The sequence below is a fragment of the Enterobacteriaceae endosymbiont of Donacia cincticornis genome (genome assembly GCF_012568845.1).
Classification (GTDB): domain Bacteria; phylum Pseudomonadota; class Gammaproteobacteria; order Enterobacterales; family Enterobacteriaceae.
The window spans coordinates 220,967-236,041 of record NZ_CP046194.1; the positions used below are offsets into that span (position 1 = coordinate 220,967).

Annotated in this window: 12 protein-coding genes; 3 read left to right on the plus strand and 9 right to left on the minus strand. The window is 18.7% G+C overall.

Features of this window, described 5'->3' with window-relative positions:
• Positions 1–17: 17 nt before the first annotated feature.
• The 5 genes from lon to GJT99_RS01065 all read right to left on the minus strand — a co-directional run bounded on the left by lon (position 18) and on the right by GJT99_RS01065 (position 5,594).
• Complete coding sequence (gene lon, locus GJT99_RS01045; protein ID WP_168893871.1) at positions 18–2,351, minus strand: endopeptidase La; 2,334 nt, start codon at positions 2,349–2,351, stop codon at positions 18–20.
• A gap of 79 nt (positions 2,352–2,430) precedes the next feature.
• On the minus strand, positions 2,431–3,696 hold the full coding sequence (gene clpX / locus GJT99_RS01050) for an ATP-dependent Clp protease ATP-binding subunit ClpX (protein WP_168893872.1): 1,266 nt from the start codon (positions 3,694–3,696) through the stop codon (positions 2,431–2,433).
• 83 nt (positions 3,697–3,779) lie between these two features.
• Positions 3,780–4,382: an ATP-dependent Clp endopeptidase proteolytic subunit ClpP gene (gene clpP, locus GJT99_RS01055; protein ID WP_246208914.1), complete on the minus strand. Its 603-nt coding sequence runs from the start codon at positions 4,380–4,382 to the stop codon at positions 3,780–3,782.
• 58 nt (positions 4,383–4,440) lie between these two features.
• Complete coding sequence (locus tag GJT99_RS01060; RefSeq protein ID WP_168893874.1) at positions 4,441–4,713, minus strand: BolA/IbaG family iron-sulfur metabolism protein; 273 nt, start codon at positions 4,711–4,713, stop codon at positions 4,441–4,443.
• Positions 4,714–4,817: 104 nt separating this feature from the next.
• Positions 4,818–5,594 (minus strand): inositol monophosphatase family protein, encoded by a 777-nt coding sequence (locus GJT99_RS01065; protein WP_168893875.1) that lies wholly within the window; start codon positions 5,592–5,594, stop codon positions 4,818–4,820.
• Positions 5,595–5,773: 179 nt separating this feature from the next.
• On the opposite strand from GJT99_RS01065, the gene GJT99_RS01070 reads away from it, so the two are divergent.
• From GJT99_RS01070 to GJT99_RS01080, 3 genes are all read left to right on the plus strand, one after another.
• A complete protein-coding gene (locus GJT99_RS01070) occupies positions 5,774–6,346 on the plus strand; it encodes a NifU family protein (protein ID WP_168893876.1) in 573 nt (190 codons plus the stop codon).
• A gap of 101 nt (positions 6,347–6,447) precedes the next feature.
• Positions 6,448–7,365, plus strand: coding sequence for a homoserine O-succinyltransferase (locus tag GJT99_RS01075; RefSeq protein WP_168893877.1), 918 nt, complete (start codon positions 6,448–6,450; stop codon positions 7,363–7,365).
• A gap of 26 nt (positions 7,366–7,391) precedes the next feature.
• Complete coding sequence (locus GJT99_RS01080; protein WP_168893878.1) at positions 7,392–9,146, plus strand: proline--tRNA ligase; 1,755 nt, start codon at positions 7,392–7,394, stop codon at positions 9,144–9,146.
• On the opposite strand, the gene tilS is transcribed toward GJT99_RS01080, so the two are convergent.
• Genes tilS through GJT99_RS01100 form a run of 4 tightly spaced genes read right to left on the minus strand, consistent with a single transcriptional unit; the run spans position 9,121 to position 15,060 of the window.
• Complete coding sequence (tilS, locus tag GJT99_RS01085) at positions 9,121–10,452, minus strand: tRNA lysidine(34) synthetase TilS (RefSeq protein ID WP_168893879.1); 1,332 nt, start codon at positions 10,450–10,452, stop codon at positions 9,121–9,123. The genes GJT99_RS01080 and tilS overlap by 26 nt on opposite strands.
• Before the next feature lie 46 nt (positions 10,453–10,498).
• Positions 10,499–14,017, minus strand: coding sequence for a DNA polymerase III subunit alpha (gene dnaE / locus GJT99_RS01090; protein WP_168893880.1), 3,519 nt, complete (start codon positions 14,015–14,017; stop codon positions 10,499–10,501).
• A gap of 42 nt (positions 14,018–14,059) precedes the next feature.
• Positions 14,060–14,491, minus strand: a complete 432-nt coding sequence (fabZ, locus tag GJT99_RS01095; protein WP_168893881.1) for a 3-hydroxyacyl-ACP dehydratase FabZ — start codon at positions 14,489–14,491, stop codon at positions 14,060–14,062.
• A 47-nt stretch (positions 14,492–14,538) separates the two neighbouring features.
• On the minus strand, positions 14,539–15,060 hold the full coding sequence (locus GJT99_RS01100) for an OmpH family outer membrane protein (protein ID WP_168893882.1): 522 nt from the start codon (positions 15,058–15,060) through the stop codon (positions 14,539–14,541).
• Positions 15,061–15,075 lie beyond the last annotated feature (15 nt).

Here is a 15,075-nt window from a genome sequence, read left to right on the forward strand (position 1 = left end):
AAAATAATTTTTGATTATTAAAATGGTTTATTTTGTAAAGCTAGTAATAATACTTCTTCAATATTTTTTACTGTTAAAATTTTTAAATCTGTAATAATATTTTTAGGTATATCTTCTAAATTTCTTTTATTTTGTTCTGGAATAAGAACAATATTAATTCCCCCTCTATGAGCTGCTAATAATTTTTCTTTTAATCCTCCAATAGCTAATATTTGTCCTCTTAAAGTAATTTCCCCAGTCATAGCAACATTAGCCTTCACAGGATTATTAGTTAAACTAGAAACTAAAGCAGTACATATAGATATTCCAGCACTAGGTCCATCTTTAGGAGTAGCTCCTTCTAAAGCATGAACATGAATATCTATATTTTTATAAAATTCAGTTTTAATATTTAATTTTTTTGTTCTTGCTTTTACTACAGTTAAAGCTGTTTGTATAGATTCTTGCATCACTTCACCTAAAGATCCTGTATATATTAACTTTCCTTTACCGAATATACATACAGTTTCAATAGTTAATAATTCTCCACCTACTTCTGTCCAAGCTAATCCAGTAACTTGCCCAATTAAATTTTCATTTTCTGCTTTACCATAATCAAATTTTTGGACACCTAAATAATTTTTTAGATTTATACTATTAATTGTAACAGATTTTATATTATGTTCTATTAAAATTGTTTTTACTGTTTTTCTACACAATGTAGATAATTCTCTTTCTAAACCTCTTACACCTGATTCTCTGGTATAATATCTAATTATATCAATAATTGTTTTATCATCTATAATTAATTCTTTTTCTTTTAAAGCATTACGGGTTATTTGTTTCGGTAATAAATATTTTTTAGCTATATTTAGTTTTTCATCTTCTGTATAACCAGAAATTTTAATAACTTCCATTCTATCTAACAAAGGAAGAGGTATATGTGTAGAAGAATTTGAAGTTGCTACAAACATAACTGCTGATAAATCATAATCTATTTCAAGATAATGATCATTAAATGTAATATTTTGTTCTGGATCTAATACTTCTAATAATGCTGATGCTGGATCTCCTCTCATATCATATGATATTTTATCTATTTCATCTAATAATAATAACGGATTTTTTACACCTGATTTAACTATTTTTTGTATAATTTTCCCTGGCATTGAACCAATATATGTTCGACGATGTCCTCTTATTTCTCCCTCATCTCTAATACCTCCTAATGCTATTTTAATAAATTTTCTACCTGTAGCTCTAGCTATAGATTTTCCTAATGAAGTTTTTCCTACTCCTGGGGGACCTACTAAACATAAAATTGGTCCTCTCATTTTATGAGATCTGTTTTGAACTGCTAAATATTCTAAAATATGTTCTTTAACTGATTCTAATCCATAATGATCTTTATCTAATATTTTTTTTGCTTTACATAAATTTTTTTTTAATCTACTTTTTATATTCCATGGAATTTGTATTATCCATTCTATATATCCTCTAACAACTGTCGCTTCTGCCGATATAGGAGACATCATTTTTAATTTTTTTAATTCAGAAAATATTTTTTCTTTTACTTCTTTTGGCATTTTTATTAATTCTATTTTTTTTTTAAAAACTTCATTTTCATCTAGATGATCATCTATTTCTCCTAGTTCTTTTTGAATCGCTTTCATTTGTTCATTTAAATAATATTCCCTTTGACTTTTTTCCATTTGTTTTTTTACTCTATCACGAATTTTTTTTTCTATTTGTAATAAATCAATTTCAGATTCCATGATAGCCATTAAATATTCTAATCTTTCGTTTACATTAGACATTTCTAATATTAATTGTTTATTAGGTAATTTTAAGGGCATATGAGCTGCAATAGTATCAGCTAATTTGGCTGCATCTTCAATGTTGTTTAAAGAACTTAAAACTTCAGGAGGAATTTTTTTATTTAATTTAATATAATTTTCAAATTGATTTATTGCAGTTCTTACTAAAACTTTTTGTTCTTTAATGTCTAAAGTTGGTGAAGATAAATGTTTTATTTTAGCAGTAAAATAATTTTCATTATCTGATAATGTTATTATTTTTGCTCTATTTAAACCTTCCACTAAAATTTTTACAGTACCATCCGGTAATTTTAACATTTGTAATATAGATGTAACAGTACCTACTTTAAATAAATCATTAATATTAGGATTATCATTAGATGCTTCTTTTTGTGCTACTAACATAACTTTTTTATCGTTATTCATAACAGCTTCTAAACAACGAATAGATTTTTCTCTTCCAATAAATAAAGGAATTACCATATGAGGATATACAACTACATCACGTAATGGTAGGACTGAAATTGTAATATGTTCTGAATCCTTAGAATTCATAAATTTCTCTCTTTAGTATCATAAAATATTTAAAATATATAGTTTATATTTAAAAAAATTAATTATTATATAATAATAATTAATTTTTTTTATATTCAATAATAGGATTAGATAACTTATTAATTACTTTACTATTAATTTTTATTTTATAAATATTTTTTATTGAAGGTGTATCATACATTATATTTAATAGTGATTTTTCTAAAATAGATCTTAAACCTCTAGCTCCAATATTTAATTTTATTGCTTTTTTTGCTATTGCTTCTATAGCATCATTATTAAATTCTAATTTAATATTTTCATATTCAAATAAAGTTTGATATTGTTTAATAAGAGAATTTTTAGTTTCTAATAAAATTTTTACTAATTGTTTTTTATCTAATCTTTTTAACGATGTTATGATAGGTAATCGTCCTATAAATTCAGGTATTAATCCAAATTTTATTAAATCTTCAGGTAATACTCTTTTTAAAATATTATATTTATTTGAAAATTTATTTTGATTATTATTCATTTTTATATGGAAACCTATACTTCCATTTTCAGGTTTATTAAGTCTATTTAGAATAATATTTTCTAAACCATAAAAAGATCCTGCACAAATAAATAAAATATTTTTAGTATTTATTTGAATAAATTCTTGTTGAGGATGTTTTCTTCCTCCTTGTGGAGGTATAGAAGCTATTGTACCTTCAATTATTTTTAATAAAGCTTGTTGGACACCTTCTCCAGAAACATCTCTAGTTATAGAAACATTTTCTGATTTACGTGCAATTTTATCAATTTCATCGATATATATTATTCCACGTTGTGTTTTTTCTATATCATAATTAGCATTTTGTAATAATTTTTGAATAATATTTTCGACATCTTCACCTACATAACCAGCTTCTGTTAAAGTTGTAGCATCTGCAATAACAAAAGGTACGTTAAGAAAATGTGCTAATGTTTCAGCTAATAATGTTTTACCACTTCCAGAAGGCCCTAATAAAAGAATATTACTTTTTTCTATTATAGAACAATTTTTTGTATAAAAGTTTAATTTTTTATAATGATTATATACTGATACCGCAAGTACTTTTTTAGCTTTTGTTTGACTAATAACATAATCATTTAAATAATTAAAAATTTTATGTGGCGTGAATAAATTTATTTTTGTATTATTAAAAATATTTTTAAATTGATTTTGGTTTTTTTTTTGTAAAATATTATAATATAATATGATACATTTATTACAGATAAATATAGAATTATTTCCTAATATAAGTTTATTAATTTCATTTTGGTATTTTTTGCAAAAAGAACAACGCAAAATTATATTAGAACTATCCTTATTATTTGTCATTACAAACCTCATATTTATTTATGATAAATAAAATAATAAATTTTATAATTTTTAATTTATAACTTTACAAGTTATAATAAATATTATTTTTTATTACAAATAATATTATCTACTAAACCATATTCTATTGCTTCATGAGCTGATAAAAATTTATCTCTATTTGTATCTTTTTCAATAGTTTCAATAGATTTTCCTGTATGTAATGACATAAGTTTATTTATATAATTTTTCATTCTTAAAATTTCTTGGGTTTGAATTTCTATATCTGTCACTTGTCCTTGATAATTACCCATAGGTTGATGTATCATTATTCTAGAATTAGGTAGACAAAATCTTTTATTTTTTTTACCAGAAGCTAATAAAAAAGCAGCCATAGAACATGCTTGACCTATACATAATGTACTAATATCTGATTTTACAAATTGCATAGTATCATAGATAGACATACCTGAAGTAATAATACCTCCAGGACTATTTATGTAGATAAAAATATCTTTATTTGAATTTTCCGAATCTAAAAATAAAATTTGAGCTACTATTAAATTCGCCATATTATCTTCAATAGAACCTGTAAGAAAAATAATACGTTCTTTTAAAAGTCTAGAAAAAATGTCATATGATCGTTCTCCTTGAGAAGTATTTTCAATTACAATTGGTATTGTATTTAAACAATGATTTTTAGTCATTTGATTATTTTTTTTATATAACATTATTATCCTTTAATAAAAAATTATTTATATTATTTTATAAAATTTTATTTTTTTTAATTTCTTCCCATTCACTTAATGTATAAGTATATAATGAAAGCGAATGAATATTATTTATTTTATTTCCTATAATACGATATATTAATTTATGACGATTAACTAATGATTGTTTTATAAAATTATTACTTACAATAATAATCTCTAAATGATTTATTACTTTTTTTTTTTTAGATAGATTATTATCTTTAATTTTTAAATATATAGGTTTTAATTGAAATATTATTTTATTTTTTATTTTTTCTATAATCATTATATATCCAAAATTTATAATTTTTATAATTTAAAATATATTTTTTTATTAATAATAAAATATTTTAATTTTATTAAAATTAATTATATTTTATAAAATAAATTTTAAGATTTAGACATTATTAATTTTCTAATACTAGAATTAGTAACTAATATATTTGAAGAATTTTTATAATTATAATTACCAATAAAATCGGTTATTAATCCTCCAGCTTCTTTAATTATTAATTCTCCAGCAAGTAAATAATAAAAATTTTTTAAATCATTATTTATATAACAATCTATTTTATTTGCAGCTAAATAAGCTAAATCTAAAGATATACAACCACTAATTCTTAATGAAAGTAAATTATTTTTAAAAAAATAGTTCAAATTAATATTTTGTTTATTAGAAAAAAAATAATTATTATTTAAAGCAAATAATAAATTTTTTTGTTTTATATCATTATTACAACGTAATTTATACCCATTTAATTGAGCATTTTGACCTCTTATAGCTGTAAATAAATCATTTTTAATCGGATCATATATTAAAGAAATTATTGTTTTTTTCTTTATGCAAATTGCAATAGATATCGAAAAATGAGGTAATTTTTTAAAATAATTTATAATTCCATCTAAGGGATTTATAATCCATATAGTTTTTTTATAATTAAAAACTAAAAAATTTTTTTTATATATAATAATAATATTTTGTGCATATATATTAGAAAATATTCTAGTAATCATATTATTTAAATTTTTATGAATTTTTTTTATAAAAATATTAGCATCATAATTATTATTATAATGTATATTAATATTATGAATTTCATAATTTTTAACAATTATATTACCAATATTACGAATTATACGTATAGCAATATTAAGTATTGGTTGCATATATTATTTCTCATATATATGAATTAAATAATTAAACAATAGATTTTTTTTATTTTATAATAAAAAATTAATATTTTAAATATTTTTTTTATAAAAGATATTTATATAAATAAATATTGTTTTTTTTAAAAATATACTTATTTATTTAGAATAAATAATTTAAAAAAATTAACTTTAATATGTTGCAAATTACAAAATCAGCTCAAAAATATTTTTTAAAATTACTATCTCAAAAAGAAAAAAATGTATTTATTAAAATTTCAGTTTTTTTTAAAAAAAATATATTTAAAGGAAAAGTTACTTTTTGTGATATAACAAAAATAAAAAAAGATGATATTAAATTAAATTTTCATGAATTAAAAATATTTGTAGAAAAAAATAGTTTTATTTTTTTAAAAGATATTAAAATAGATATTATTCAACATAATTTATCTAAAAAAATAAATTTTACTATTTTAAATAAAAATATACAAAATATTAATAATATCGATTATTTAAAAAAAAATGTTAATATTTTTTTAGAAAATATAATTAATCCTAAATTATTAAATCATGGAGGTTCAATAATATTAAAAAATATTACTACAAACTATGTTGTATTATTAGAATTTCATGGAGGTTGCAAAGGATGTATAATGAGTAAACAAACTTTAAAAAATTGGATTGAAAAAGAAATATTAGATAATTTTCCAGATATAAAAGGTGTTCATGATGTTACTTTACATAAAAAAAATAAATTTTCTTATTATTAATTAAATATATATTTATTTTATTTAAATATTTTATAATTTTTTAGTAATATAAATTTATTATTTTAAAAAAATATTTTTATCTAAATAAGGAATAAAAATATATGCCAGTTATAGTATGTAAAGAATTACCGGCTATTAACATTTTAAAACAAGAAAATATATTTTTATTAACCAAATCGAAAAAAAAAAAAAAATATCCTAGTCAACTTAAAATTCTTTTTTTAAATTTAATGTTTAAAAAAATTGATACAGAAAATCAAATTATTAGATTATTATCTAATTCTTCATTATTTATAGATTTATCATTATTAGCAGTAAGTGATAATAAATCATCAAATTATTTATCTATTCATCATATTAATAAATATTATTCTTATTTAAATCAAATTAATAATAAATATTATGATGGTTTAATTATTACAGGAGCACCTTTAGGATTAATTAATTTTAATGATATTAGATATTGGAAAGAATTTATAAAAATTATACATTGGGCTCATGAACATGTAAATTCTATTTTATCTATATGTTGGTCTGTACAAGCAATATTAAATATTTTATATAAAATTCCTAAAAAAATTAATCAATCAAAATTATTAGGTATATTTAAACATAAAATTTTATTAAAAAATAATTATTTGATTCAAGGATTTGATGATTATTTTTTTGTTCCTCATTCTAGATATTCTGATTTTTCATTAGATGTTATTAAAAATTATACTGATTTAAATATAATTTCTTATTCAAAAAAAGCAGGTGTATATTTATTTACTAGCCAAAAAAATAAATATATATTTATTACTGGCCACCCTGAATATGATGTTTTAACAATAAATGAAGAATATTTAAATGATTTAAAAAATAAACTACAATCTACTAATTTACCATATAATTATTATCCTTTAAATAATCCAAAATTAAAACCGAAAATTAATTGGCGTAGTCATGGTAATTTATTATTTTTAAATTGGTTAAATTATTTATTTTATCAAAAAAATATTTACATAAATAAATTTTAAAATATTAAAAATATAAAGGAATAATAATGTTAACAACAAAATATGTATTTTTTACGTCTAAAAATAGAATAGATAATAATCATTTAAATAGTTTTAATTTAATGATTAAGTCAGGCATTATTAGAAAATTATCTTCAGGAATATATATTTGGTTACCGACAGGATTAAGAATTATTAATAATTTAAAAAAAATCATACGTTATTTTATGAATAGTATAAATGCTATTGAATTAATATTACCAATATTAAATCCGATTAATATATGGGATCAAAGTGGTCGTAGCAAAGATTATGGTAAAGAATTATTTAAAATAGTAGATTATAGAAAATATAATTTTGTTTTAAGTCCTACAAATGAAGAAGTTATTACTTATTTAATAAATAATGAAATTCAATCATATAAATCTTTACCAGTTCATTTTTATCAAATTCAAACTAAATTTAGGAATGAAATGAGATCTCGTTTAGGAGTTGTACGCGCAAAGGAATTTTTAATGAAAGATAGTTACTCATTTCATATGAATGAATTTTCTTTAAAAGAAACGTATAATATTGTATTAAAAACTTATAAAAAAATATTTGATTTTTTAAATATTAACTATGTAATAGTTAAAGCAGATAATAATATTATTGGAGGTAATATTTCTCATGAATTTCATATTTTATCTAAAAATGGAGAAAATTTAATTGCTTTATCTGAAGATAAAAAATATATTATGAATAGAGAGTTAGGAAATTTTTTATTACCTAAAAAATTAAGTACAGATAAAAAAAAAATTTTAAAGAGAAAATTTCTAATTATAAAAGATTGTTTAAATTACAAAGAATTAGCTAAAAAAATTAATATATCTATAAAAAATATTATTAAAATCATTATAATTAAAATAACAAATAAAAATAATCCTTTTATTGCTCTAATGATTAGAGCAGATTATAAACTAAATATTTATAAAATAAAAAAAATAAACATTGATATAATTAAAATTTTATCTAATGAAGAAATAGAAAAAATTTTTAAAATTAATATCTATTTTATAAATCCATTTCTTTTAAAAATACCTATTATTGGAGATTATTCTATAATAAATATGTATAATTTTATTATAGGAACTAATATTAAAAATCAATATTCTATAAATACAAATTGGGATATTAATTTACCTTTACCAAAAAATATTCAAGATATTCGTTATGTAAATAATAATGATATTACACCAGATGGTAAAAGTTTAATAAAAATAAAACATAGTATAGAAATAGCACATATTTTTCAAATTGGTACGAAATACTCTAAATTAATACATAATTATATATACAATAAAGAAGAATTAAAACAATTAATATATATGGGATGTTATGGACTTGGTATATCAAGATTAATTGCAGCTATTATAGAAAAAAATTATGATTTTAAAGGTATATATTGGCCAAATGAATTTTTAGCTCCTTTTTTAGTAGCTATTATTCCTATTAATATGTATAAATTTTCTATAGTTAAAAAAAATGCTTTTTTACTATATAAAAAATTTAAATTATTAGGTATAGAAGTTATAATAGATGATAGAAAAGAAAATCCAGGAGTAATGTTTACTGATATGGATCTTATTGGGGTTCCTCACATTATTGTAATTAATAATTTTAATATTACAAATAATAATATTGAATATAAATGTAGAAAAACAGGATCAAAAAAAATTTTATCTATTAATTTAATTATTGATTTTATTTTTAAAAAAATAAAAAAAAATAAATGTTTTAATATTTTTTTTGGAAATAAATAAACCAATTATTTTTTTCTACAATATCAGTTTGTCCATATTGTGTAATTAATTGATTTTTTAATTCAGCAATTAATTTTTCATTATAAAATAATAATGGAATTTGTTCTCTTTCCCATTTAGGGATATTTAAATTTTTCCATATATTGTTAATATTTTTTTTATATTCAGAATTATTAAAATAATATTTTTCTGTTGGATTATTAAATTTTATATATACAATTTCTTTGTTTTCTGGTTTTTTAATATGTGTTATTTTTTTTTTATTGTTTTCATGATATAAAATTGTTAGTTTACCTAATTTATTAGGTAAAATTAAAGATTTTTTAAAATCATTCCATATTAAAATATTATTTTTTAAATTAGGAAAATATTTTATACAAAATAAATAATTTTTATATTTTCTAATACTATATTCACCTATTTTAATTTGAGGATTATTATTATTTTTACAACAAATAATTTCATTCCATATAATATTTAATAATTTTCTAGATGGTAAATAATAATATTTATTATACTCTATCCATTTTCTAATAATAAAATTTCTTTTATTTTCCTTAAAAGAATATAAGGGAGAAATAAATAAACTATTATTTTTTTGAATTAATTTTATTAATACAGGTTTCATTAAATCACATAATAATTTTTCTTGTTCATCATAATTTTTAATTGATCTTGCAAGATTTTTTTGAAAAAACGGCCATCTATTAATTATTTTTGGTAAAATAATATTACGTAAAAAATTACGATCATATTTTATATCTTTATTACTAGGATCTTCTATCCAATTTATTTTTTTTTTTATAGCATAATTAAATATTTCATTTTTACTTATATTTAAAAAAGGACGAAATATTTTAAAATTGTTTATCATTGTAATTGTAGACATGCTTGATAAACCTTTAGGACCACTTCCTCTTTTTAAAAATAAGAAAAAAGTTTCACATTGTTCATCTAAATTATGAGCAGTAACTAAAATTTCATTATCTTTTATAATTTTTTTAAAAATTTGATATCTTTTTTTACGTGCATTTTCTTCTATATTATTATTTTTATTTATATAAATATTTTTATGTATAAATAATACATTTAGTTTTTTACAATTTAAAAAACAAAATTTCATCCAATCATCAGATTTTTTATGTAAATTATGATTAATATGAATAGCTCTGATTATAAGAGGATATTTTTCCCTTAATTTTACTAAATTATATAATAATACAGTAGAATCTATTCCTCCACTATAAGCTAATAATATTTTCTTAAAATTATATAACATTAATTGTATTTTTTTTTTTATTAACATAAATAATTACATTTTTCTATTTAAAGTAAAATAAAAAATATTTGTTTTAATCAAATTCTAATTTAATATCTTTTTGGTTTAGTAAACTAATAAATTTATTAAAAATACTTGTTTCAGTCGAAATAAAATAAGAATTATTAAAATAAATTTTTTTTCTAGAGTTAAATTTTTCGTAAAAAAAATATATTTGTACATTTTTTTTACACTTTTTTTTTTTAGAAAAAATTATTTCTTTTAAGTTTTTTAAAAAAATCATATTATGTAATATTTTTTTATTTTTAAAAATAACATTTATTTTATTTAGATATTTTTCTCTAGCAGTTGTTATATCTATAATATTATGTACATCGCATATAAATAATTTTAAAAAATTATTAAAGTATAATATTCCATTTATAATAACTATATTATTTAACGTAACTATATTGTTATTATTTTGTAATAAATCTAAAAATAGATGTATTTCTAATACAGAAGATTTATCATCTAAATTAAATAATAATATTTTTTGTTTTTTTTTGTTATAAGAAATTCTAATATTATTAATTATTCCTCCTATTGTAATTTTTATTGGTATTTTATAATTTTGTAAAAAATATTTTATATTATTTTGTTTAGTGTAAAATAAAATTTCTTTTAAAAATTCATCTAATGGATGACCTGTTAAATAAAAACCCAAAATATTTTTTTCTTTTATAAGAATATCTTTATTTACCCATGATAAATTGATATCATTATAAATATAATCTTTATCTTTCAATAAAGAAGTATTTTTTTTATTAAAAAAATCTATTTGTTTTGTTTGTTTTTCTTTTAAATATTTATTTGTTAATTTTATAATTTTTTCTAAATTATTTATTAATAACCCTCTATTAAAATTAAATAAATCTAATGATCCTGACAATATTAATGTTTTTATGATTTTTTTGTTTAATTTAGAAAAATTAATTTTTGTAAAAAAATGAAATATGGATTTAAAATAACCTATTTTTTTTCTAGCATTTAATATATTAAAGGCTAATTGTTCCCCAATACCTTTAATGGCTCCTAATCCAAAAATAATATGTCCATTTTCATTAACATGAAATTTATATAAACTAGTATTAATATTAGGTGATAAAATTTTAATTTTCATTTTTTTACATTCATGTATTAAATTAATAATTTTATTTTTATTATCCATATCTGATGTTAATACTGCAGCCATAAATTCTGATGGATAATATACTTTTAACCATAAAGTTTGATAAGATATTAAAGCATATCCTGCAGAATGAGACTTATTGAATCCATATGAAGCAAATTTTTCTAAATAATCAAAGATTTTCATAGATAAAGTACTATTAATATTTAATTTTTTAGAACCTTGCAAAAAATATTTTCTTTGTTTTGCCATTTCTTGATGTTGTTTTTTGCTAATTACTCTTCTTAAAATATCTGCTTCTCCTAAACTATAATTTGCTAATATTTGAGCTATTTTCATGACTTGTTCTTGATATAAAATAATACCATATGTAGATTTTAATATTGGTTTTAATTTTTCATGTTGCCAATTTTTATCAGGATATGAAATAACTTCTCTACCATGTTTTCTATTAATAAAATTTTCAACCATTCCTGATTGTAATGGGCCTGGTCTATATAATGCTAATAAAGCTGTTAAATCTTCAAAATTATCAGGTTTTAATTGTAAAATTAATTCTTTAATACCTTTTGATTCTAATTGAAAAATTCCAGTAGTTTTAGCTGTTTGTAAAAAATTATAAATATTTTTATCATCTAAAATAAGATTATTAATTTTTAATAATTTTTTATTATTTTTGATAAGTTTTTTGTTAATCATTTTTACTGCATAATGAATAACAGTTAAAGTTTTTAAACCTAAAAAATCAAATTTTACTAAACCAATATCTTCTATATCATTTTTATCAAATTGAGTAACTATATTATTACCATTATAATCACAATATATAGTTGTATATTTTATAATATTTTCAGGAGATATAACAACACCTCCAGCATGTTTTCCAACATTTCTAATTGTACCTTCAAGTTTAAGAGATGTATCAACTAATTCTTTAATATTATTATCTGATTTGTATAAATTAAATAATATTTTATTTTTTAAAAAAGCATTTTTTAAATTAATACCTAAATCTAGAGGAATTAATTTTGAAATACGATTAATAAAATCGTATGGATAACCTAAAACTCTACCAACATCTCTAATAACAGATTTTGCAGTCATTTTCCCGAATGTTATAATTTGGAATACTGATTCATTTCCATATATTTTTTTTACATGATTAATAACTAAATCACGTTTTTCCATACAAAAATCAATATCAAAATCTGGTAATGATACTCTTTCTTTATTTAAAAATCTTTCAAAAATTAAATCAAATTTTATAGGATCTAAGTTGGTAATATTTAAAACATAAGCTATTAAAGAACCTGCTCCTGAACCTCTTGCTGGACCTACAGGAATATTATTTTTTTTAGCCCATTGAACAAATTCCATGACTATAAGAAAATAACTAGGATAACCCATTTGATTAATAATTTTTAATTCTTGATTTAATCTTTTTTTATATTGTATATTTTTTTTTTCAAAATCATTTTTTTTAGGATATAAAATTTTTAATTTTTCTTTTAAACCTATATAAGCTTTTTTAGTAATATAATTTTCTGGGGTTATATTTTTTTTCATTATAAATTTCGGCAAAAAATATTTACCTAATGATAAAAATAAATTACATCTTTTTGCTATTTCTACACTATTAGAAAGTGCCTCTGGAATATCTTTAAATAAAAAACACATTTCTTCTGTATTTTTTAAAAATTGTTCTTTACTATAATGGGAATTTTTATAATTTTTATTTATAGTTAAACCTTTATTAATCGCAATACGAATTTCATGTGCATAATAATCTTTTTTATTTAAAAAACGTACATCATTAGTAGCAACTAAAGGTATATTAAAATAACTTGCTAAATCTACAATTAAATTAATGTAATCATTTTCATATATACGATTTGTACGTATTATTTCAAAATAAAAATGATTATTAAAATATTTTTTATAAAAAGAAATTATTTTTTTTATTACAAAAATATTATTTTGTAAAATATTTTTTCCTATTTCTCCTTCAACTCCTCCGGATAATATAATTAATCCTTTATTATACTTGGCAAGTAAATTATAAGTTACTATAGGACCTAAATTATTATCATAACCATTTTTATAACTATAAAATATTAATAATTTCAAATTTTGATAACCAATATTATTTTTTACTAAAATAGTTATTTTAGAATACTGATAATTATTATAAATATTTAAATTCTTAATTTTAAAATCAGCTCCAATTATAGCTTTTAATCCTAAAGTATAGGATTTTTTATAAAATTTAACTAAACCAAATATATTATTAAAATCTGTAATAGCTATAGCTGGCATATTAAATAATTTAGCTCTATTTATGATTTGTTCTATTTTAGCAAGTCCATCTTTAATAGAATAATCACTGTGTACATGTAAATGAATAAATTTAGGATAATTCATATTATTATATTAATTTATAAAATTTATTAATTAATTAAAATTTTATTTTTGAATATTTATACATATAATTTTTGCTTTACAAATAATTTTATCATTAATTTTTGCTATACTTTTAAAAAAAAAAAACGATTTTTTTTTTTTTAAAAAAATACTTTGTATTATTATTTGATCTCCAGGAAAAATAAATTTTTTAAAACGTACTTGATCAATACCAACAACATAATATATAAATTTTTTTTGATTTATATTACTTTTATAAATTAATAATCCTGTAGTTTGAATCATAGATTCTAATAATAATACTCCAGGATAAACAGGATTTTTAGGGAAATGTCCTTGAAAAAAAGATTCATTTAGAGAAATATTTTTTATAGCATTTAAAAATTTAAATTTTTTAAATGCTATAATTCTATCTACTAAAATAAAAGGATATCTATGTGGTAAAATAGACAAAATTTCATTAATATCTAACATAATAATTTTTTTATAGATAAATTTTTAACTAAATTTTATTATATTTATTAGATAAATAAAATATTATTTTGTTGAATTGCTAAATTAATTATATCATTTGTTATATCTTTAATATTTTTAATATATGCTACTGAAGAAATATCTATAATAATATTATAATGACCTTTTTCAGCAACAGTGTTTATTAATTTATGAATAAAAATTAATATTTTATCACGTGCATTTTCTTGTTTTTGACGATTTTTTTTTGTATAAAATTTTATTTTTTTTATTAAAATTTTTTTTTCATGTTTTATTTCTTTTTTTAAATTTTCTCTTGATTGTTTAGATAAATTTTTATTTCCTAATTGTTTTATTTTATATAAATATAATTTTTTCATTTTTTTTATAACTAAAAAATCAGCATCTAATTCTTTTTCTAATTTTTTAGTCATTTTTTCTTTTTGAGGTATAACATCAAAAATTTTAGCAATATTAACAACTGCTATTTTTGTACAACAATAAACTTTTTTATTAGGAAAACTAAAAATAATAAAAATTAATAATGTAAATTTAAAAAAATTTTTCATATTTTAAATACTCCT

Bases quoted from the DNA above. Each gene is read 5' to 3' on its own strand.
- GJT99_RS01075 (WP_168893877.1), top strand. From the start codon at position 6,448: ATGCCAGTTATAGTATGTAAAGAATTACCGGCTATTAACATTTTAAAA.
- fabZ (WP_168893881.1), bottom strand. From the start codon at position 14,491: ATGTTAGATATTAATGAAATTTTGTCTATTTTACCACATAGATATCCT.
- GJT99_RS01080 (WP_168893878.1), top strand. From the start codon at position 7,392: ATGTTAACAACAAAATATGTATTTTTTACGTCTAAAAATAGAATAGAT.
- GJT99_RS01100 (WP_168893882.1), bottom strand. From the start codon at position 15,060: ATGAAAAATTTTTTTAAATTTACATTATTAATTTTTATTATTTTTAGT.
- GJT99_RS01060 (WP_168893874.1), bottom strand. From the start codon at position 4,713: ATGATTATAGAAAAAATAAAAAATAAAATAATATTTCAATTAAAACCT.
- clpX (WP_168893872.1), bottom strand. From the start codon at position 3,696: ATGACAAATAATAAGGATAGTTCTAATATAATTTTGCGTTGTTCTTTT.
- lon (WP_168893871.1), bottom strand. From the start codon at position 2,351: ATGAATTCTAAGGATTCAGAACATATTACAATTTCAGTCCTACCATTA.
- clpP (WP_246208914.1), bottom strand. From the start codon at position 4,382: ATGACTAAAAATCATTGTTTAAATACAATACCAATTGTAATTGAAAAT.
- GJT99_RS01070 (WP_168893876.1), top strand. From the start codon at position 5,774: ATGTTGCAAATTACAAAATCAGCTCAAAAATATTTTTTAAAATTACTA.
- GJT99_RS01065 (WP_168893875.1), bottom strand. From the start codon at position 5,594: ATGCAACCAATACTTAATATTGCTATACGTATAATTCGTAATATTGGT.
- tilS (WP_168893879.1), bottom strand. From the start codon at position 10,452: ATGTTAATAAAAAAAAAAATACAATTAATGTTATATAATTTTAAGAAA.
- dnaE (WP_168893880.1), bottom strand. From the start codon at position 14,017: ATGAATTATCCTAAATTTATTCATTTACATGTACACAGTGATTATTCT.